Source organism: Gardnerella sp. KA01000, from assembly GCF_049244035.1.
Lineage (GTDB): Bacteria > Actinomycetota > Actinomycetes > Actinomycetales > Bifidobacteriaceae > Bifidobacterium > Bifidobacterium leopoldii.
Genome location: NZ_CP058367.1, coordinates 288,511 through 311,465, shown reverse-complemented (window position 1 = coordinate 311,465; position 22,955 = coordinate 288,511). Strand labels below are relative to the sequence as shown.

The 22,955-nt window shown below is 45.6% G+C and carries 10 protein-coding genes and 1 riboswitch; of the genes, 2 read left to right on the top strand and 8 right to left on the bottom strand.

All coding sequences use genetic code 11. From position 1 onward, the window contains the following. Positions 1–39 precede the first annotated feature (39 nt). The 4 genes from HXT58_RS01105 to HXT58_RS01090 form a co-directional block, all read right to left on the bottom strand. Complete coding sequence (locus HXT58_RS01105) at positions 40–726, bottom strand: GNAT family N-acetyltransferase (protein ID WP_004107272.1); 687 nt, start codon at positions 724–726, stop codon at positions 40–42. A gap of 181 nt (positions 727–907) precedes the next feature. Next, positions 908–5,125 (bottom strand): ATP-dependent DNA helicase, encoded by a 4,218-nt coding sequence (locus tag HXT58_RS01100; RefSeq protein WP_415705978.1) that lies wholly within the window; start codon positions 5,123–5,125, stop codon positions 908–910. Positions 5,126–5,127: 2 nt separating this feature from the next. After that, entirely contained in the window at positions 5,128–9,852 is a 4,725-nt protein-coding gene (locus tag HXT58_RS01095) for a PD-(D/E)XK nuclease family protein (RefSeq protein WP_421775641.1), read from the bottom strand. A gap of 43 nt (positions 9,853–9,895) precedes the next feature. Then, positions 9,896–10,693 carry a hypothetical protein gene (locus HXT58_RS01090; protein ID WP_415705974.1) on the bottom strand — a complete coding sequence of 266 codons (798 nt, stop codon included), beginning with the start codon at positions 10,691–10,693 and terminating at the stop codon, positions 9,896–9,898. Between the two features lie 195 nt (positions 10,694–10,888). Then, positions 10,889–11,000, top strand: a riboswitch (TPP riboswitch). Between HXT58_RS01090 and thiM the strand changes: the two genes are divergently transcribed. Beyond that, entirely contained in the window at positions 10,990–12,567 is a 1,578-nt protein-coding gene (gene thiM, locus HXT58_RS01085; protein WP_410295792.1) for a hydroxyethylthiazole kinase, read from the top strand. Its footprint overlaps the riboswitch before it by 11 nt. Before the next feature lie 109 nt (positions 12,568–12,676). Here the strand turns inward: thiM and thiD are convergent, their stop codons facing one another. From thiD to rpoB, 4 genes are all read right to left on the bottom strand, one after another. Then, positions 12,677–13,597: a bifunctional hydroxymethylpyrimidine kinase/phosphomethylpyrimidine kinase gene (gene thiD, locus HXT58_RS01080; RefSeq protein ID WP_415705972.1), complete on the bottom strand. Its 921-nt coding sequence runs from the start codon at positions 13,595–13,597 to the stop codon at positions 12,677–12,679. Between the two features lie 460 nt (positions 13,598–14,057). After that, the gene (locus HXT58_RS01075) at positions 14,058–14,237 is read right to left on the bottom strand and encodes a hypothetical protein (protein WP_415706278.1); all 180 of its coding nucleotides are present in this window, start codon (positions 14,235–14,237) and stop codon (positions 14,058–14,060) included. Positions 14,238–14,280: 43 nt separating this feature from the next. Continuing rightward, positions 14,281–18,300, bottom strand: a complete 4,020-nt coding sequence (locus tag HXT58_RS01070) for a DNA-directed RNA polymerase subunit beta' (RefSeq protein WP_004118670.1) — start codon at positions 18,298–18,300, stop codon at positions 14,281–14,283. A 69-nt stretch (positions 18,301–18,369) separates the two neighbouring features. Further along, the gene (rpoB, locus tag HXT58_RS01065) at positions 18,370–21,918 is read right to left on the bottom strand and encodes a DNA-directed RNA polymerase subunit beta (protein ID WP_032835542.1); all 3,549 of its coding nucleotides are present in this window, start codon (positions 21,916–21,918) and stop codon (positions 18,370–18,372) included. Positions 21,919–22,229: 311 nt separating this feature from the next. On the opposite strand from rpoB, the gene HXT58_RS01060 reads away from it, so the two are divergent. Next, entirely contained in the window at positions 22,230–22,931 is a 702-nt protein-coding gene (locus tag HXT58_RS01060) for a tRNA (cytidine(34)-2'-O)-methyltransferase (protein ID WP_082851860.1), read from the top strand. Positions 22,932–22,955: the final 24 nt, after the last annotated feature.

Genomic DNA, 22,955 nt, shown 5'->3' with positions numbered 1-22,955 from the left:
CAAGCAAGTCACGCACGTTATACATTTGCATATTTTTTATTAGCACGTTTTAGAACGAGCATTCGCTTGCTTTGAACGAACTCTCGGCTCACCTGAGTAAATATACAAGTCATCCACCAAAGATTTCACGTTCTTAGCTTCATAAGGATGATCCGAACGCATAAAAGAAGCATCTCTTCTAAGCCCGTGATAATCATAAAAGCTTACGTCGCACGCTGAATCAGTATGCAAATAGTAACGATTTACGCCATTATTTCTTAGCATATGCATTGTTCGCTTCCACAAGCCTCCACCGACACCATGCCCACGAGCATCCGGAGATACAAGGAAAAGCTCCAATTCCGCTTGAGTTAAATTATTAATATGAGATTTTGCTTCAAGTTTAGTTTCCAACGCGCGCATGCCATACGCTTCTTCTAAAGCGAGAGCATAGTTTTTGTCACAATTTTCTTTCATTGCGGCTTCTTGCTCGCGAAGCATTCTCCCTACTTCTGGAAATAAAACAGGTGCGCCAAAAACTCGCGCCAAAAGCAGACCCATAAACTTACCGTCTACTTCAGCAATAGTACCATGCGTTGAAGGTTCCAAGTAATGCAACACACATCTTCGAGAAAGACTTAACGAAGCATCTTTCCCAACTTCTTGCGCAATACCCCAAGTACGTTCATATTCTTTAACCATTGCATCAATATCGCTGAGTTTTACAGAACGAAATTCAACAGTCATGATTCTTCCTTACTTCATACTCAAATCGATGTTGTGCGTATGCCCGCCCACACACACTGCACGAGGAATCTGCACGTTTTCGAAGTGATGCACGATGCGTTTCAATCGCGGCGCAAAATACGTTACAGCAAACAAAAATTGCAGCAAATAAATTGCGGCAAAATGATTGCAATAGCAACATTCATGCGTCATCATCATCGAGGGAGATTAACGTGTCAGAGTGTAACTCGGCAAGGATCTCATCTTTCGTTTTTTGCTCGGCATGAATTTCCCGTTCACATTCATCCGATATGTTCACATAATAAAGGGTGGCATCGATAGCATCAAGCGGAACCTTAGTCATAAGAGACAGAAGCAGACGATACCAGTCAAGCTGACCAAGTTTAAGCGCAATATCTTGTGGCTTGGTTGGTTTTCTACCGGTTTTCCAATCGACTATCGTGTACAATTTGCTTGGATCTTCTGGATTTAAACCACCTGCGAATATTGCGTCGATTTTGCCATTAATAATTTGATCGCCTAATTCTGGAACATGAGCTACAATCGGCTGCTCTGCTGCTATAGGACGGCGATGCGCCCATTTTGATGTTATTAAACGCTGCTTCCATATCAACAATTTGCGCTCAGAAGATTTTGCATTTTGCGAAATCTTCTCGCAAGTCCCAGCAACGTTCTCATCAACATTCTCGCCAACGTTCTCATCAACGTTCTCATCAACGCCATACTGAATAGAATTTTTATTCACACAACCAGTTTTTATAAACTGTTCAGCCCAGGCATGAAAACGAGTTCCCAAATCAGAAGCAGGCGAAGAAACACTAGGAATAGGGCGAATAATTGCCATCCATTCCTTTCGCAAACGCTTAGCATCCGCATCATCAAAATCTTCATTCGCGCGCGAATAATCATTACGAAACATAGCGCGCCTTTGCACAGCAGTCACATTGACATTTTCAACATTAGAAAGCTGCTCTGCTCTGTTTTTTAACTCTTGAATGTTACGATACCAATCAATTTTCGGCATTAAATCCGCATCTTGCAGCAAAGCTTGAGCTTTGTAAAGCAAAGAATTATCTTTTGAAATACCAGAAACTTGATTACTAATTTTTGAATTTACAACGTCTTGCGCAGATTTTTGCAATACACTACGTATAGCTTCACTAGATGCACTCGGCCAAGATAATTGCTTCTTATTATCTTCAGTTGGAATAGAGCTTTCCTCGCTAAATAATTGCGCAAGTTGCGAAGCTGACTCCCCTACAACATAACCTACTTGATTTGAAGAATCTGAAACCTTAGCTGTGACCTGAACCGGAGATTCTTCAGATCCGCGCATTGAATCATACATTTCCTGCCAAAAAACAGAAGGTTTTTTAACTCTAGAAGTTGAAATATTTGAAGATCCATCTACAGAAGAAGCTGCACTATTGGCAGAATTTTCTTTATTCTCAACAATGCTCATAGCATTAGACTGGCTGCAAGTGAGCAATGCTGCGAATTTAGCACGCGTCAAAGCAACATACATAAGGTGACGCTCGTCAATGTGCAAAGCGCGCCCACGCTCCTCGACTTGCGAAAGAGGCAATGTGCCAGTTTTCATCACAGCGTCATACACTTCGCTAGCTTCTGAAGGAATCGCTTCTACTGGAGCCTGCTCATGCTCATGGAACTTTTCTGCCAAATCAAACATTTCTCTAGCTCTTGAACCATAAACTTCTGCGTCGATATCGTCTACAGTTAACATATTTTTCAAAGATTTTTGAGGTTCCATGCTAGTTTCAAGATCAACATCGTGAGGGAATCTTGGCAATATATTTGCATCCACTCTCATAGAAACAGGCACTTTTGCAGCAACTTCGAGCGTTGCGTATGCCCTTTCCCTGTACACGCCACTTTGTTGCGTTGCTATTACGCGCAAATTATCGCCTTGATTACTTGGGAACGCGCCTTCATTAAGCCCAACTATCGCTACAGCAGGCCATTCCAAACCTTTCGATTGGTGAATAGTCATTAATACGACATCCGCAGGTTCATCCACTGAAGAAGGTTGATCGTTAATTTTGTCTATATTGAAAATCCAAGACATAAACCCATGCAAAGTAGGAGTTGTAAAATCGCTCATTTCTTGCAAATACGCGTCTGCTAGTAGACAAATAGAATCGACAGTAGAGTGCATATCGTCAAGAAGCGTTGCATTAGAGGAAGTATCATTCATAAGCGCACGAGATAGCGCAACGTCAATATCAACGTTAAGCGTTTCTACAGCAACGCGCATAATATCTTGCAAAGAGCCAGATTGAGCACGTTGTATTGCATGAATCATTTGCCCTATTCTTAACACTGCTACATAAGCTTTAGAGCTTAAATTATTTTTTAGCTCAGAAAGCAAATTATTGTCGTTTTTGTCGTTATTTTTTGCTTCTTCGCTTAGTTGAGTTTCGTATGCTTCAAGCAAAACATCCGCCACAAAAACTCCACCATGAATACTATTGGTTTGCGAAGCTTGAGATTGCTGTTCTCGAACAACTTGAGACCACTTAGAGCGAGGAGTTTCAGCGTCTACTAAACCTGCTTGCACTAAAGCACGAAAAACATATTCGATATTCTTTGATGTTGCAATATTAGCTATAGCAGCCAAATCATCAGTATTAAGCGCAAAACGAGGAGTTGCAAGCAATCTCATCAAAGCTTGAGTATTTGTGTGATCTGCAACAACAGAAAGAAGAGCTAAAACATCTCGAATTTCTGGTTTTTCAAGCAATGCAGAATACCCAACAGTAAGAGTGCGCAAACCTGCTTTTTGTAATGCTTCTTCATATAACGGAATATTATTTTTGCTACGGAAAAGAACTGCAACTCTAGCAGATGCAGAATTAGTATCGTCGTTTTCAGATAGCGCATTATGTTTTACATATTTTACAAAACGCACAACGGCTTCTACTTCTTGATATTGCGTAGGCATATTTAACACACTAAAAGTACCTTTTGGAGCATTATCTAAGTATTGCAAGTTTTTCACTTCTACTTCTGTAGCAAGTGAACTGCTATGACGAAGCGGAGGCACTCGCAAAGGTTTCGTAATAGAATTTGCAGCTTTTAATATAAGCTGCGAATTGCGTCGCGTTCTTGTAAGAGAAAACTCACTTGACTGGTCGATATTTAGTGCTTGCTCAAGCTTTCTGAAAGCTCCGGAACTAGCTCCTCTAAACGAGTAAATAGCTTGGAAGGGATCACCTACTGCAGCAATATGCGTTTGTTGAGTAGTCAAAAAGTCTTGATTTTCACTAGTTTTCGCAACAACGCTAGCTTCTTCAACACCGCTAGTTTTTTTATGAAACAGCGTTGCAATCAGCATTGCTTGAGTGGTAGAAGTATCTTGATATTCGTCAAGCAAAACTTGGCTGTATTGGCGGCGATACTGCTCTGCAATAGAAGGAAAATGCGTCACCAAACGGTATGCAGCAATAGTAAAGTCGCTAAATTGCGCCATATTTGCGCGCTGCTTTGCTGCGTCAAAAGCCAAAACTAATTCAAGTAATGCATTGCGCTTCTTAGCAGCTTCAAGCAAGTTATTACAAGATTCATAACACTTATTTTTTAATGTAATATTCAGGTATTCTACGTATTCTTTTCCGTAATTTTCGCACTTTTCGAAATATTTTTCATCCGAATCGTTTTTTCCGCGACGCAATTTAATAGAGCTAGGCTTTTTTGCAATTATTTCAGTAGTTTCAGCACAATCAATTGCTTTTTGCAAATGTTCAATCCAAGCGTTATTCCACTTTTGAATTTCTAGAACAGCTTTAGACGTGCTATCTATAGACTCTCCCCTGCTATTTATGCCAATCATCGAGCATGAAATATCTGCTGCGAGCGCAAGCACGTCGTCAATAAGCGCATCAAAACTATACCAAGACAGTATTTCCGCATGATTAGTAACATAATCGTTTACTAGCGGTTTTATTAATTCGCGCGCACCTGCATCGCTTAAAGGTTGCGTATTTTGATCAAATCCAACGAGCAAACCATATTGGCGCACAATTGACTGGAAAAAAGCATCGTATGTCATTACTTCTGGCTTCAAAAAGCCACTTGAAGATGCAGAATTTCCGTTATTAATGAGCTTATTTATTTCGCTACTATGCTGACTTACAGCTTGAGCAACTCTTGCAAGCAGCTCAGAAGCTGCTTTATTAGTAAAAGTCAACCCCAAAATACTTTCAGGAGCAACTCCGCGCTCAATAAGGTCGATAACGCGACGAGTCATCGTATACGTTTTGCCACTTCCAGCTCCTGCAACAATAATCATGTTCTTATTTGTTGGCGCTTGAATTGCTGCAGCTTGTTCCACGCTATCGGTGTTCTTGCGAGTAAATTGCTTATTTGTTTTATCAATCATAACTACAGCACCTCATATACAGTATCTATGCAACCTGCGCATGCTGGGCATACTTGTTTTCCATTGCAATACTTCAAGTGTTCAGAAGTTGGGTGCGCAATAATCTTATGCGAACGAACTGCCGCAGCAGCATAGCAAACGCGCGAAATCATAGTAAGAGACCATTTTGCGCTTTGATTTAATGATGTAAACGACTGCCAAGCGTTTTCGCTTACATTTTCTGGACAATTCTTCGCAATATCGTCAAGCTGCGAATAATCTAACAATCTTGCCATATTTTTGAATCCAACTCGTAACTCAAGCGGATTATTATTTAAAGTATTTTTTACGCAAAGCGGCGGCTGATACACGTTTTCAGCAACGTTATGATCTTGAGCAGGATAATCATTCTTAGCAACGTGAAATAGAACACTTCGTGAAATAATCGGCGCATTCGAAGCATCAATAAGCGGATTCTCATCAGAAAAAAGTAAAGCAAGCTGATAGCAAACTAGCTGCAAATCGTTAAAAACTCCGCTTGCTGTTAAAGGTTTTCCTGTTTTGTAGTCCAGTAAACGAATATGCTCAGAACCATCTGAATTGATGCGCTTTTCCATGCGATCAATTCGACCGTGAATATGTACTTGCATATCTTCACTTGCGCCATCCGGCCACCCTCCAACTAAAGCACCCATCAATTCGTAGCAGTCATGCGTAGTAACGGTTTGCAAATTTGCATTCTTAAAAGTATTGTTCAATACGCGAGTAATATCATTAAATCCAAAATGCGCGCTTGTTTGCAATTCGCAATACGCTTGTTGCAATCTGCCTATGCTGCTTTCTAAAGATTTTTCGCTTTTTGTAAGAGATTCTAATATGCCGTTTTCTGACTTTTTTGAGTTAAGCGCATATGTTGATTGATCGTAAGAAGTAACAAAATATTGCGCAATTGCATGTAACGCACGTTTAATATTCTTCTCACGCGCAAGAGCCGAATAATGCTCCTTACTATCTCGAATATCTGCAAGTTCAGGCGCAATACTTAAGTAATAGTTTTCCATAAGATTTGCGATTGCGTTACTGCGGCGCACAAGCGGAGAGTAAGGCGAATAGTCGGCTGAATTATTCGTCGCTTCAGCCGCATTATTCGTCGCTTCAGTTTCATCAACTTCAGTTTCCGGCATATCGTAATGCTGATTTTCGCTTGCCCACCTTGCAGTTTCGTGAATTAGCGTGCCAAAATACGTTGCTGCGCTGCCGGGTTGAGGGCCTAAAAGCTGACGATTGACCAATCCACACACAGGACATGCCCACAAACTGTCTACAGCTGAAGGAGACAAGCTTACAACAGAGTTAGTTTTTTTAGCAGAGCTAGCTTTTTCATTGTATTTTTCATTATTTTTTTCATTATCTTTTCCAACAGAAGATTTCTCATCAACATAGTCATCGACATCGCTCATAAAATCCCACTCAAAAGGATCAGCGCAAAATACTCCATTTTCTTTAAGTAATTGCAACGTTTGAGCAGCGTCAATAATCGCATTTCTAGACTTACTATTCTCACTATCGGAACTACTTGCACTATCTGCACTACCTGCATTACCTACACTATTTCCAAACTCTTCTTTCATAGAAGAAGCACGCAAAATTTGCGAACGAGCAGCACACACTAGTCCACGAACATCCATATCTAAACCGGCAAAAGGTGTAGTAAATTCCGTAAAAGGCGTGCGCGAATTTTCATTATTGTAGTATCTTTCAGGCAAATAATAATAAAGAAAGTCGCTTGGCACAGCACTATCGCTATATTGCGCGCTTATATACAAACGCTCTGTTGCGCGCGTAATAGCTAACAAAAAACTGCGCTGTTCCGAGGCAAAAACTGCAGATTTATCATTATTTGAAAGAAGTGACGCATTCACAGTCAATTTAGAAGCAGAAATCTTAGAATGCAAAATAATATTCGCTAAACTTTCTGCGCCAAACATAGTGCTACGAGAAGCAAGATTTGGCCACACACGTTGTTGCAAAGTAGGCATCCACACAAGATTCCAATGTTTTCCAACAGAACCAGCAGGAGTAGTAAGCGTTACAGCATCTGGAACAGGCGCTACTTTAGCAAGAGAATCAGCTTCAATTTCCATGCCACGAACTTGAGCTATAAAATCTGCAATACTTACAATATTTTCTTGTTTAAAAGTATCGTCAAACGTATTCATTGACGAGATATCAGAAGAAGCATATGAAGAAACATAATCAAAAAGACGCATTGCAGCATCCAAGCGATCGTTAGCTCGATAACCTTCCGAATTATGCTGTAAAGACATACGCTGCCAACGCTCAGCAACATGACAAATATTCCAAGCCTCACCAAGAGCGTATTGAGCACTACTCAAATCAGGATTATTGTGCATACGAGAAGCGAGAATTTGCACGTTTTTCCACAGTTTTACAAAAGATGCAACGTGCGGATTCCGAGGTGCCATATTCTGCAATATTTGCAACACTGTAGAATCATTAAAGTATGAATCTTCAGAAAGTGCATCCTTAGAAAGTTTTTCCTTAGAAAGTGCAGCACTATTCGAAGAATAATCAGAACGGACTAAAGAATCTTTACGAACATTAGAATCATCATCTATAAAACGTGCAACATCTGCTACACAAAGCAAATAGCACGCATCAAGAGACAATGGCATAAGATCATTTGAACTGCCATCAATACGACTATTATCAACCAAAATTTGAGATTCAAAATACGCTTTGCTTTGCGCATTATGAAGCGAATTTTGCAACAAATCCCAGTTATGAACAAGATTTCGCAAAGGCGCATTAGATTCAAAGCTCTTGTTATTTTCACAATTTTTCTCAATTAAAACAGCCGAAAGAGAAGAAAGAGAACGCATAAGCGAATCTACAGAATATAACTTCGCAGGTATTTCAACGTCTAAATCACCGTAAAATCCAGAATCGCTCTTAGTAATCGAGGAAAGTGGACTATCCATAATATTCTGAACTCGCAAACGCACCCACGAAGCCAAATTTTGCAAACTTCTACCATGTTTTACTTGCTCAACAATTCCAGAAAAACCGTGCTGCGCAAATTGAGCAAGTTCAATAAGCGCAAATAAACCTTGCACAAACGGCTCATCTTTTAATGGGCGAGTTACTAACGAGTATCGCACAGGAACTCCAGAAGCGCGAAGCTGCTCGCCAAAAAGACGAACAGTGGAATTGTCGTGCGCAATTAACGCCATATCGCTCCACTTGCGCTTATTATTTACGTGAGATTGCTTCATTTGCCAAATAACAGCATCTAATTCCTCGCGCTGTGAACGATATAACGCTGTAAAAACAGTGTCGTCTGAGTTGAGATGAGAATTTTGTGGGGTTTCTATAGGCTCAATCGGTAAGGACCCTACAAATTTTGGCATTTTCCAAGGGCGATTTGGGAGCGCAACATCTGTTTTATATTGCGAAGTAAGCGAAAGAGAAACGCGCGAAGCGAGTAATTCACGCATCGAAGGTGCTTGGGTATAATTTGCAAAAGTTGGATCTGCAGAATAATTTTTAGAAGAATCAGCAGAATCGTCGGAAGAATTTTCGCAAGAATCAGCAAAACCCGTATATTCTAAAGTTTGTTCAGCAGCATTCAACTCATCCAAAGCTGCAGAAATTGCATAATCCGGGTACGCTCCTCTAAACGATTGCACAGATTCATCCGGATTCGCAAGCAAAACTAAACGCGTGCCAATCTTCGACAAAGTCTCAATAAAACTCAAACCAGCCAAAGTAATATCTTGATAATCATCGACTACAAGAAGAGCCGGAATTTCAGAAGAGTTTACTAAACCATGCTCGCCTAATTCGCGCGCAGATTTTGCGCCCTCAACCAACAGTTGCGAAGCGTCAAGTCGGAAAGAAGATTTATAAGTGTCGGCAATTATTTTTCGATATTCAGCTCGCAAAGCAAACGCCAAACGCCATTGAGTTAATCTACGTTTAATAAGCACAGACGTTTGTAAAATATCACTATTATTGGCGTAAGATTGCTCGTCACTAAGAGCGCAAAGAACTGAATTTTCGCTTTCAAAATCGCTAATACCAAGCTCATCTAAACGAGCGAGCATATCGCGCAATTGATGCATAAAAGCGTTGTTAATATCGAAACTATCTGCCAAAAATTCTGGAGACGAAGAAGCTGCTTGAGCAGCCTGAGTTGTTGAAGGCGCGGAAGCGTTAGAAGTGGCGGAAGTATTAGAAACTGCGCAAGTTAATGGAATAACCCATTGAGACGTTTCAAAATAATCCTTAAAAAGCGCGCATATATTGCAATCACCATTATCTCCACGCATAACATGCTCAATGTGTGCGCGCAAAACTTTACGAAGCAAAGAATCCTGCTCAGCACCATTTAGCAGCTTAGGCGAAGGCTCATTCTTTAACTTACAGCAAGCAGAAATGATATTAAAAGCTAAAGAAGCCAAAGTGCCAACTGGACGAGACTGCTTACTCACACCAATTTGACGAATAATAATATTGTCAATTTTTGAAGCAAGAACACGATTTTGCACAGCCATCGCAGTAACATTATGCGACCAACGCTTATAGCCGGAAATTGCTGCGCGCACAGCAAACTGCGTTTTACCAGTATTCGGCGCACCATACACAAGCAACGCATTAGTCACATTGCCAGAAGAATTGCGTAACGTACCGTCAAATAATGCTTGTAATGCAGTATCCTCACTCATACGCTTAATTCTAGCAATTAGGCAATAGTGGCGCGCAACAATACTATTCTTTTAATATTGCACGAGCGCGAGCATCCTTAAGCGCAAGAAATACACTGCCGACACCAATAAAAATAAGAGTAAACACAATTAACAAATACGCAACACCAACGCCCAAAGTAGTGGCATTAAAAGTTTGCGGTGCAAAGCCGAACCAGCCGGCAGGAGCGCCATAATTGAGGAAATTATAAGGCGCGCGCATTGCATGAACACCCCAACGAACACCAGCAAACTCGCTAAGCATAGCCGCATAAGCAACATAAGCAAGAGGCGGAACAGTAGAAACATACAAATGTGCGCGAGTAGAGCGGAAACGATAATCAAAAAGCACAAAATCAGCGATTGCAAGAAGCGGCGCAACTGCGTGAACGCAAAGGCTGCTGCATCCGTTATTCATGTAAGCGCCGACAAAACCAAGCTTATTGGTAGGTGCTAAGAAACACAGGTACAAAGTGAATGTGACAGCAATTGAGATGGTCATCATGAATTTGAAAATGTACCAAGCGTTGGATTTTGAGTCGAACCATGCGCAAGATGCTGCAGAATCTTGCTGTGCGGCGGAACATGCAGAATTACGAGCACGCATAAACGCAGCTGTATCAAGCAAAAGCGATCCAGCAAGAGCTACGCAAATCATAAGGTTAGAAAGATTCGTAAAATAAGTGAAGGTCATCAAGCCTTCCCACGAAGCAGTCATACCATAAACAGATGCGATGATTGCAATCGCGCGTATTGCTGTGCGTGTCGCGTATTCGCGCGCTGTGAGCGGAGTCTTTTGTTCTAGCATGGAATCGTTTGCCATGTTATCTCGCTTTCGTAACTTCTATAATCTACTTTTTATTTACTATATTTATGTTTACACAGTTGAAAGCAAAAATATGTAGAAGAAGTTGCAAAAATGCGGCGCGATTTTTGTAGATTCCTGCAAGTGCTGCGAAACAAGCAAAATGAGACAATAGCGCAAAAGTAAGTAAGTCATGAACAAAAGATATAGTCGAAGGATGGTTCGGAGTGCGCAATTGCAACAAATTGTGAAGTCAAGCGCTGAGATTACATCCGTAAAACCTGATCTAGATAGTGCTAGCGAAGGGAAACATTATGACAACATGCAACACTGAAAAAACAAATACCTGCAACGAAGCAAACGAATACTGCACAAGCTCAACAACGCAAGTCGACACATGCTTCTCTGTACGCGCACGCCGACGCATGTTCCTTAACGACGTGCGTCAATGCATCGAACGTGTGCGCACACAGCAGCCACTCACCCATTGCATCACGAACGTAATCGTGCAAGACATTACAGCCAACGCACTGCTCGCTGCAGGAGCATCGCCAATTATGGTAACCGATCCAGAAGAAGCGCATGCACTTGCGCAAATTGCCACAGGCGTGCTCATAAACGTTGGCACATTCCATCAGCCAGAAACTTCCGAATACATGCGCGCAGCTGTTGAAGGATGCGAAAAAGCTGATACTCCGTGGGTGCTTGACCCGGTTGGAATCGGCGTTCCAGCACTTGCACCTCGCGCGCGCTTTGTACACGAAATTATTAAGCACCACCCTACTGTAATTCGTGCAAACGCTTCCGAAATAATGGCACTTGCAGGCAAAGAAAGCAACGGAAAAGGCGTAGATTCTCACGATAACGTAAACGACGCGCTTCAAGCTGCTCGCGAATTAGCTAAAAAATACGGATCCGTAGTGGCAATTTCCGGAGAAAAAGACGCGATTTACGCTCACGGATGTTTAGCTCGCGTAACAGGTGGTCACAAAGCTATGACTAAGGTAGTTGGAACAGGTTGCGCTTTGGGAGCGTTAGTTGCAGCATACGTTGGCGCAAACCCGGAACGTCCGCTCGCAGCAACTGTTGCAGCGCACGTGCACGCAGCAGCGGCTGGAACTTGGGCAGCTCGCCAAACCACAGCTCCAGGCACTTTCCGCACACTGTGGATGGATGCGCTTTCAACTCTTAGCGTAAATGATATGTTTAGTTTGACAAATATTGAGTTTACGGTGGAGCCTGTTGATTGGACACTGTATTTGGTAACGGATCCGCGCATGGGAAATCGCCCGGAAGAAGAAGTTGCAGTAGAGTCAGTTGAAGGCGGAGTTACAGTTGTGCAATTGCGCGATAAGTATTCCAATGACGCTGAAATTTCGGCCAAGGCGAAGAAGTTGCGTCACGCGCTTATTGATTCCGGACACGGCGATGTACCTGTGTTTATTGACGATCATGTTGATTGCGCGGCTCATCTTGGTTTCAACTTGCACGTTGGGCAAAAGGATACGCCGTTTGTTGAGGCGCGAAAGGCGATGCCGGCCGAGTGGATGGTTGGGCTTTCTTGCGCTCGACCGGATTTGATGGAGAAAGCTTACCGCGAGTGCAAAGAAAACGACGTTCCACTGCCGGATGTGATTGGCATTGGTGCAGCTTTTGAAACGCATACGAAAGCGCACGACGTGCCTCCACTGGGAGTTGAAGGCGTAAACGAAGTTGCGAAAGTTGCGCACTCTATGGGCGTAAAAACGTTGGCAATTGGCGGAATTCACGAGAACACGGTGTTCCCTATTCGCGGTCTTGAGCTTGACGGAGTTTGCACAGTGTCGGCGCTTATGTGCGCTGAGGATGTTGGGAAAGTAGCGCGCGAGCTTAAAAGCGTGATTACTGAGTAAAACTGACACGCGTGCGCTCCGAGTTGCTTTCGCGCTTAGAGCGTTGGCTGGTTTTGGGAACAAATGCCGGAAAATTCCCGGCATTTGTTTACGAACAGAGCTTCGATGTTCACACAGTTTGCTGAAGGATGCGCACGGAATGGTTTACCGGTCCATGCCCGCGCTCGCCGCCGCGCCCAACATGCAATTCACTTCCAGCAGCAATCGCCTCTCGAAGCCACGCCGTTGACCATTCAAGTGCGCGAAGTACAGTATCGTGATCACTCAAATTCTTTCCCTCGCGCAAAGCAAGCCCAATTTTCGTAGCAAGCGCAGAAGAAAGCGAGCAACCAGTTCCGTGAGTTGTGCTTGTTTCAACTCGTTCGCTTGGTACGTGACTTGCGTAGTCATCCGGGAAAACCGCAGTATTCCCAACGTCTTCGCCAGTTAAGTGCCCACCTTTTACGATTACAACAACGCTGTTTTTTGCAGCCAACTTGCGCGCCTGGTTGCAAGCTTCCTCAAAATTTTCCGCAACACTTGACTCGCACAAAGCCGCCAATTCCGGCACGTTTGGCGTCACTACATCAACGCAGCTTATAAAGTTTCGCATCGCATTTTCAGCACTTGCCTCAAGCAAGCGCTTCCCGGAAGTTGATATCATAACTGGGTCTAGAACGCTTACAGGAACCGGATTATCGCGCATCCAGTCTCGCATTGCTTCAATGTATTCTGTGCATCCGAGCATGCCGATTTTTAGTGCATCAACTGTAACGTCGTCGTACACGCATGAAAGTTGTGTGCGGAAAAAGCTTACTGGTGGCGTGAATACTTCGCGCACCTCGCATGTGTTTTGCGCAACAAGATTAGTTGGTATACACATGCCGTAACCGCCTGCCGCCATGATTGATTTAAGATCTGCCTGTATTCCGGCTCCACCTGTCGGATCTGTGCCAGCTACGCTTAGCACGCGTGGAATGATTGGATTTGATTGCTGCGAAAGCGATTGCGTATGTTGCAAGTCGTTCTGCTTACTTGATACTAGCGTCATATTTTTTATTATATTGCGTCGCGCTCGTTTGTGTTCAAGTAGGTCGTTACTAGAGCAGTGATATGTACCCCCTTTTCTGCACCAGTGTCCGAAGGTAGGCAAAATCACACTCACGCAGCGCGACGACCTGCCTGAGCGCTGCGATTTAGCGCGCGAAAGCAACTCGGAGCGCCGAGCTTGCTCAGAGTTGAAAGCACAGTGTGCTTTCAACGCAAGCGAGGTCTACCTTCGTCTCGATTGACGAAGGCAGGGCAGAGTTGCGTGGTTGCGCTTTAGAAACTAAGTTGTGACTGGCGTGCGCTGACGACCTGCTTGAGCGCTGCAATTTAGCGCGCGAAAGCAACTCGGAGCGCCGAGCTTGCTCAGAGTTGAAAGCACAGTGTGCTTTCAACGCAAGCGAGGTCTACCTTCGTCTCGATTGACGAAGGCAGGGCAGAGTTGCGTGGCTGTGCTTTAGAAACTAAGTTGTGACTGGCGTGCGCTGACGACCTGCTTGAGCGCTGCGATTTAGCGCGCAAAAGCAACTCGGAGCGGAAACTCGCTTAAGTTGGAAGTCCAGTGAACTTCCAACGCGAGTTTCGTAAGCGAGCGCGTAATCCGCGCAAGCGCCAACTGTGCCAGCAACAAAAAAGAGCTTCAAGCCCGAAAGCTTGAAGCCCCATTTTTATATTAGATTAGCGCAATCACTCAGCTTCGTCGCCATAATCGCTCTGACCACCCTGATCGTCAAGGAAGTCATCTGGATTAAAGTCGTCGCCGAGCTTCATATCACCAAAATCAATGTTGGAGAAGTCAACATCGCCCATATCGCTCTCACCGAAGTTCGAAGGCGTGCTATCTGCACCGCCCAAACCAAAGTTCGGATAAATAGAGTCGCGAACCTGAGGATCCGGCTCCACACTAGCATTGCGGTAACGTGCCAAACCGGTACCAGCTGGGATGAGCTTACCGATAATCACATTCTCCTTCAAGCCCTTAAGGTCATCTTCCTTCTGGCTCAAGGCGGCCTCAGTAAGCACACGCGTAGTCTCCTGGAACGATGCTGCAGAAAGCCAAGAATCCGTAGCCAAAGAAGCCTTGGTAATACCCATAAGCTCTGGTCGACCAGCAGCAGGCTTTCCGCCGTTCTTTACAGCAGCCAAGTTTGCCTCGCGGAACTTTGCTTGATCCACAAGCTCACCTGGAAGAAGATCCGTATCGCCAGAATCAATCACCGTAATACGGCGAAGCATCTGGTGCACAATAACTTCAATGTGCTTATCGTGAATATCAACACCCTGAGAACGGTACACGTTGTGCACTTCTTCCACGATGTTCACCTGAGCCGCACGCGGACCAAGAATACGCAGAATCTTCTTAGGATCCACAGAACCTTCAATCAGCTGCGTACCAACCTCAACATGGTCGCCATCTTTTACAAGCATTGGCGCACGACGAGTCACTGGGTAAACGATTGGATCAATCGTAGTGTCGTCTGGAGTCAAAGTCACCTGACGGCCGTGATCAGTATCCTCGACCTTCACAACGCCTGGGAACTCAGCGATTGGAGCCTCACCCTTAGGAGTACGAGCCTCGAAAAGCTCCGTAACACGAGGAAGACCCTGAGTAATATCAGAAGCCGAAGCGACGCCACCAGAGTGGAAGGAACGAAGCGTAAGCTGCGTACCAGGTTCACCAATGGACTGTGCTGCAACAATACCAACAGCCTCACCAACATCCACGAGTCGGCTTGTAGCCAAGGACCAGCCGTAGCACTTTGCGCAAACGCCGCGCTTGGATTCGCAAGTAAGCACAGAACGCGCCTTAACTTCCTCAACGCCGTGAGCAACCAAATCACGCAAAACGTCCATAGAAAGTGCGTCGCCACACTTTGCCAAAACTGTCGTACCGTCAGCAGGATCAATTACGTCTGCAGCAAGCAAGCGCGAGTATGGACCACCGTCAGCAGCCTTAACAAGCGTCAAATTGCCGTTTTCGTCGCGATCAGCAATCTTCATCATAAGACCGCGCTTAGTGCCGCAATCTTCTTCACGCACGATTACTTCCTGCGAAACATCCACAAGACGACGAGTCAAGTAGCCAGATTCTGCCGTACGAAGTGCGGTATCTGCCAAGCCCTTACGAGCGCCGTGCTGCGAGATGAAGTACTCCAACACGGAAAGACCATCGCGGTAATTTGACTTAACAGGTCGAGGAATAATCTCGCCCTTAGGGTTTGCCACGAGACCTCGCATACCAGCAATCTGGCGAATCTGCATCCAGTTACCACGTGCGCCTGACTGAACCATGATGTTCACGTTGTTGTCATCGTGGAAGTTTTCGCGCATTGCGTCTGCAACCTTGTCGGTGCATTCAGTCCACAAGTTGATCAACTCTTGACGACGCTCTTCGTCTGTAAGAAGACCCATATCGTATTGAGAGTTGATTTTTGCAGCCTGATCCTCGTAATCTTGCGCAATTTGCTCGCGATTTGGAGGAAGCACAATGTCAGAGAATGCCATCGTTACGCCAGACCAAGGAGCGCGAGTAAAGCCGAGATCCTTCAAAGCGTCGAGTGTTGCTGCAACTTGAGCTGTAGAATAGCGAGTTGCAATATCGTCGACGATCTTAGAAAGTACGCCCTTTGGCACCTGCTCGTTTACGAACGGATAGTCGACTGGCAAAGTTCCGTTGAACAAAATGCGTCCGCAAGAAGTTGCAAACAGTACAGTCCCGTCCTTAAAACGCTCTTCGCGCACAACGTCTGGGCTGCCTGGCTCAGGGTCAACAACCTTAAGCTCAGCAGGCTCCCAATTCTTTGGCAATACGAAGTCTGCAGGAACTCGAATCAGCACCTTAGCTTGCATATCAATCTCATGCTTGTCGAGAGCCATTTCAGCTTCAGCAAGCGAGGAGAAGATTCGGCCTTGACCTTTTGCTCCGTCAATTACGGTAGACAAGTAGTAAAGACCCAGAATCATATCCTGAGAAGGCATAGTCACGGTGTGACCGTCTGCTGGCTTCAAGATATTGTCGGAAGCCATCATCAAAGTGCGCGCTTCTGCTTGAGCTTCTGCAGAAAGCGGAAGATGCACTGCCATCTGGTCACCATCGAAGTCTGCGTTGAATGCTGCACAAGCAAGTGGTGGCAGGTGGATTGCTTTACCTTCAACCAAAATCGGCTCGAATGCCTGAATACCCAAGCGGTGAAGTGTAGGTGCGCGGTTAAGAAGCACAGGATGTTCGGAAATAACTTCTTCCAAAACGCCCCAAACTTCGGAGTCGCCACGGTCAACCAAACGCTTTGCGCTCTTCATATTCTGAGCGAAGCCCTGATCAACCAAACGCTTAATAACGAACGGCTTGAAAAGCTCCAATGCCATTGGTTTTGGCAAACCGCACTGATGCATGCGAAGGCTTGGACCAACGACGATTACGGAACGACCAGAGTAATCAACACGCTTACCGAGCAAGTTCTGGCGGAATCGGCCTTGCTTACCTTTAAGCATGTCGGAGAGCGACTTTAATGGTCGGTTGGATGCGCCGGTTACTGGGCGTCCGCGGCGACCGTTGTCGAAGAGTGAGTCGACTGCTTCCTGAAGCATGCGCTTTTCGTTATTAAGCATAATCTCAGGAGCACCAAGCTCAATAAGTCGCTTCAAACGGTTGTTACGGTTGATTACACGACGGTACAAATCGTTCAAATCGGAAGTTGCAAAACGACCACCATCAAGCTGAACCATTGGTCGCAAGTCTGGTGGGATTACTGGAATTACGTCCAAAACCATAGCTTCTGGCTTGTTTCCAGTAGTCAAGAACGCGTTTACAACCTTCAGTCGTTTCAAAGCGCGAGCCTTGCGCTGACCGGTTCCGTTGTCAATTTCTGCGCGAAGTTCTTCGGCAGCAGACTTCAAATCGAAATCTTGCAAACGCTTCTTAATAGCTTCAGCACCCATGCAGCCTTCGAAGTAATCGCCATAGCGATCTTCCATCTCGCGCCACAAGTCAACGTCGCCTTCCATATCGCCGGCACGCAAGCCCTTGAAACGATCAAATACGGCGTTCAAACGCTGAATTTGCTCGTCATAGCGAGTACGAATAGCAGACATTTCGCGTTCTGCACTAGCACGCAACTTAGATCTTGCAGCACCTTTGCCTTCGCCAGATTCTTCCAGCTCATGCAAGTCTTCTTCAACTTTCTTAGCGCGCGCTTCAATTTCGTTATCACGACGCTTGCGAAGGTTGCCGATTTCTGTATCGAATTCGTCTTGCAAATCTGGAAGATCTTGGTGACGCTGCTCTTCGTCGACTTTCGTAACCATGTAGGCTGCGAAGTAGATTACTTTTTCAAGATCCTTAGGTGCAATGTCGAGCAAGTAGCCCAAACGGCTTGGCACACCCTTGAAGAACCAAATGTGCGTTACCGGAGCTGCAAGCTCAATATGACCCATGCGTTCGCGGCGAACGCGACTGCGGGTAACTTCTACGCCGCATCGTTCGCACACGATTCCCTTAAAGCGCACGCGTTTATACTTGCCGCATGCGCACTCCCAATCGCGAGTTGGACCGAAGATCTGCTCACCGAACAGACCGTCCTTCTCTGGCTTTAGGGTACGGTAATTAATGGTTTCTGGCTTCTTTACTTCGCCGTGGCTCCAGCTACGGATATCTTCGGCGGTTGCCAGTCCAATCCTCAGTTTGTCAAATGCGTTGACGTCCAGCACTCTTATCGTCCTGTCTCATGAAATTGTTTTTAACGTTTCTTAATTTCTTAAAGTGTGTTCGTTACCGAATCACTGGTATTCAGGTTCAACAGCAATCTGATCTTCCTTGGCGGACGAATCTGGTCGAGCGCCAATATTGAAGCCAAGATCGTCGGAAGATGAAACTGGGTCGTCCTCTTCATCCTTCATGTCGATTGCGACGCCTTCAGCGTTCAACACCTCAACATTAAGCGAAAGCGACTGCATTTCCTTAAGCAACACCTTGAATGATTCAGGAATGCCAGCTGGTGGCAGGTTATCGCCCTTGACGATAGCACCGTACACGCGCACACGACCGTCGACGTCATCAGACTTCGTAGTCATCATTTCGTGCAATGTGTAAGCAGCACCGTAAGCCTCGAGCGCCCACACTTCCATTTCGCCGAAGCGCTGACCGCCGAACTGAGCCTTACCACCCAACGGCTGCTGGGTAATCATGGAGTAAGGACCAGTGGAACGTGCGTGAATCTTATCATCAACCAAGTGATGCAGCTTCAAAATGTACATGTAGCCCACAGAAATTGGCTTCGGGAATGGCTCACCAGTACGACCGTCGAATAAGGTTGCCTTACCGTCAGAGCCAACAAGCTTGTCACCATCGCGATTTGCGAGTGTTGTAGAAAGCAAGCCCTTCAAAGTTTCTGGTCGCACGCCGTCGAATACTGGCGTTGCAACTGGAGTGCATGGATCGCCATGCTCAGCACCTTGCGGCACGTACTTCTTCCAAGCTGCTTCCAAGTCTGGATCCAAGTTAATATCCCAGCCAGCGTGAGCAATCCAACCCAAGTGAAGCTCGAGCACCTGACCCAAGTTCATTCGAGAAGGCACACCCAACGGGTTAAGCATGATGTCAACTGGAGTACCATCAGCCAAGAATGGCATATCTTCTTCTGGCAAAATGCGGGAAATAACACCCTTGTTGCCGTGACGACCGGAAAGCTTATCGCCTTGCGTAATCTTACGATGCTGAGCAATGTAAACGCGAATCATTTGGTTCACGCCGTTTGGAAGCTCGTCACCGTCGTCTTCAGCGTCTTCACGAGTGATTTCCTTAACTGCAATCACAGTACCAGTCTCGCCGTGTGGCACGCGCAAAGAAGTATCGCGCACTTCGCGGCTCTTTTCGCCGAAGATTGCGCGGAGCAAACGCTCTTCTGGAGTAAGCTCGGTTTCGCCCTTAGGAGTTACCTTACCAACCAAAATATCGCCAGCTTCGACTTCAGCGCCAATACGAATAATGCCGCGCTCGTCGAGATTTGCAATCGCATCTTCGCCAACGTTTGGCAAGTCACGAGTAATCTCTTCGGAACCAAGCTTGGTTTCGCGAGCGTCGATTTCGTATTCTTCAATGTGAATAGAAGAAAGCGTATCGTCTTGCACAAGACGCTGGGAAATAATCACAGCATCCTCGTAGTTGTAACCGTTCCAAGGCATGAATGCAACGAGCAAATTCTTACCCAATGCAAGTTCGCCCTTTTCGGTTGCAGGACCGTCTGCCAAAACTGTACCAGTTTCAACGCGCTCGCCGTCTTTAATAAGCGGCACTTGGTTGTAGCAAGTAGTCTGGTTAGAACGCTGGAACTTTGAAAGCTTGTAGCTGGACTGAGTTCCATCGTCGTTCATAACGCGAATAATATCTGCAGAAACGTAAGTTACTACGCCCGGCTTTTCAGCCAAGATTACGTCGCCAGAATCAACTGCTGCACGCCATTCAGAACCGGTACCAACAAGTGGTCGCTCCGACTTAATAAGCGGCACAGCCTGACGCTGCATGTTCGTACCCATCAATGCGCGGTGGCCTTCATCGTGCTCCAAGAATGGAATCAAGGAAGCGCCGAGAGAAACCATCTGACGTGGGGAAACGTCCATGTAATCTACAGTGCTTACAGGCACATCGACTGCTTCTTCTTCGTCCACGCGAGCAAGTGCTTGAGTGCCAACGAAGTTGCCGTTTTCGTCGAGTTCCTGGTTTGCTTGAGCAATAACGTGCTCGGCTTCGCGGTCTGCAGTCATGTATTCGACTTCATTAGTTACGTGACCATTCACAACCTTGCGGTATGGGGTTTCGATGAAGCCGAATGGATTGATGCGTCCGAAGGTTGCCAAAGAACCGATAAGACCGATGTTTGGACCTTCTGGGGATTCGATTGGGCACATACGTCCGAAGTGGGATGGGTGCACGTCTCGAACTTCCATAGAAGCGCGATCGCGAGAAAGACCACCAGGACCAAGTGCGGAAAGACGACGCTTGTTCGTAACGCCTGCCAAAGGATTGTTTTGATCCATAAACTGGCTGAGCTGGGAAGTTCCGAAGAATTCCTTAATAGTTGCGTTTACTGGACGAATGTTAATCAAGGACTGAGGAGTAATTGCCTCTGCATCCTGAGTTGTCATACGTTCGCGCACAACACGCTCCATGCGGCTTAAGCCGGTACGAAGCTGATTCTGCACAAGCTCGCCAACCTGACGAATACGACGGTTGCCGAAATGATCGATATCGTCAACGTCAACGCGCAACTGTACGTCTTGACCGTCGCGCTTACCTGGGAAGGTTTTTTCGCCAGAATGCAACGTTACCAAGTACTTAATAGTTGCGATAATATCTTCGCGATTCAAGCTGCGATCGCTGTAATCTGCTTCAATACCGAGCTTGCGGTTGATCTTATAGCGACCAACGCGAGCCAAATCGTAACGCTTTGTGTTGAAGTAGAAGGAATCGAGAAGATTGCGACCAGCTTCTGGAGTTGCAGTATCTGCAGGGCGAATCTTACGATACAAATCGGTAAGTGCATCGTCTTGCGTTTCAATAGGCTCTTTTGCGAGCGCATCCAAAACAAGTGGATAGCCTTGGAAAGCATCTGCAATTTCGTCTTTCGTCATGCCGATTGCCATAAGGAATACGATTGCGGACTGCTTACGCTTACGGTCTACGCGAACGCCTAAAACATCACGCTTGTCAATCTCAAATTCCAACCATGCACCGCGGCTTGGGATAATCTTCGCACCGAAAACATCCTTGTCGGAAGTGCGATCTTGTGTACGATCAAAGTACACGCCTGGAGAGCGCACAAGCTGCGAAACGATTACTCGCTCGGTGCCACCAATAATGAATGTGCCGTGAGGAGTTTGCAATGGGAAATCACCCATGAAAACAGTCTGGCTCTTAATTTCGCCAGTTTCGCCGTTTTCAAACTCAGCATTCACATAAAGTGGAGCAGAATAGGTGTAATCCTTTTCCTTGCACTCGAGCACAGTGTGACGTGGCTCTTCAAAGTATGGATCAGAGAATGTGAGGCTCATCGTCTCAGCAAAGTTCTCAATTGGGGAAATCTCCTGGAAGACTTCGTCGAGACCAGAAACATGAGGCACGGTGTGAGTTCCGTTTGCTTCATCTTCTGCAACGCGCTTCTTCCAGCGTTCAGAGCCGATCAACCAATCGAAGCTGTCGGTTTGCACGCCGAGGAGGTATGGCACATCAATAGGCTCACAAATGGAGCCAAAATTCACACGATCTGACGCTTTATGCAACTTAATATCATGTTCGTCAGCACGTGCGATGACTTTCGTGGTGCTCGTCATAGCTTGTTCAGCAGCCAATGGACGTTCCTTTATCACTCGCTAGTTAACTATTTAATCTTTGAAAAACTAAAGAAAATCGCGGCAAACGAAACTGCCAAATAAGCAAGTTGCGATGCGCGGGCGCCTTCTTCGGTTCCATGAGCATGCCCGCTATATGACACACCTTACACAGTCTGTCTACTCTACCAAAAACTCCGGACTTTTCCCCACTAATAACGAACGCTCGCAATAGTAATGTGCAAGTTGCGAGTAAACTAAATACGTTACGATTACGAAGTTACGTAAAGATACTTAAAAAGCTAAGGAATAGCATGAATAACAGCGAGAATACGCAAGAAGCAGCAGCCAAAACCAAAAAGCAAACCGAAGAGCAAACCGAAGCACACAAAGCAGCAGCAAGCCGCGTAGAGCAAATGTACGAGTACGGCTACCGCAAATCAAATTATGGCCCAGACGAGCTTGTAACCGACGCTCACGGAAATCCGATTAGCGTTATGGACGCAATGCTCAGTGCCGACGATGCCGCGCGCGCAGAAACGCACACCCCTCACCTTTGCTTTTACTCCCCTCGTATTCCAGGAAATACAGGTTCCGCAATTCGACTTTGCGCTGTAACTGGCACTATCTTGCACTTGGTTGAGCCGCTTGGTTTTAATTTGCACGATACTAAATTACGTCGCGCAGGCTTGGATTATCACGATATGGCTCACGTTGTTTTGCACCCGAATTTTGAGAATTTAGTTGAGTCAATGCCAAATTCGCGAATTATTGCGTTTACTGCAAATGCTACGAAACTTTACACTGAAATTGAATATAAGTCGAACGATATTCTGCTTTTTGGACCAGAGCCAGGAGATATTCCTGATCCAATGGATGTTATGGCTGGTCCACATGTGGCAGAGCAGGTGCGTCTTCCTATGCGCCCGTCACTTCGTAGTTTGAATCTTACAAATTGTGCTTCTATTGCAGTGTATGAAGCGTGGAGGCAACTCGGTTTTACAGGCGGAAAGTAATCACGAAAGTATACGACGTTTACA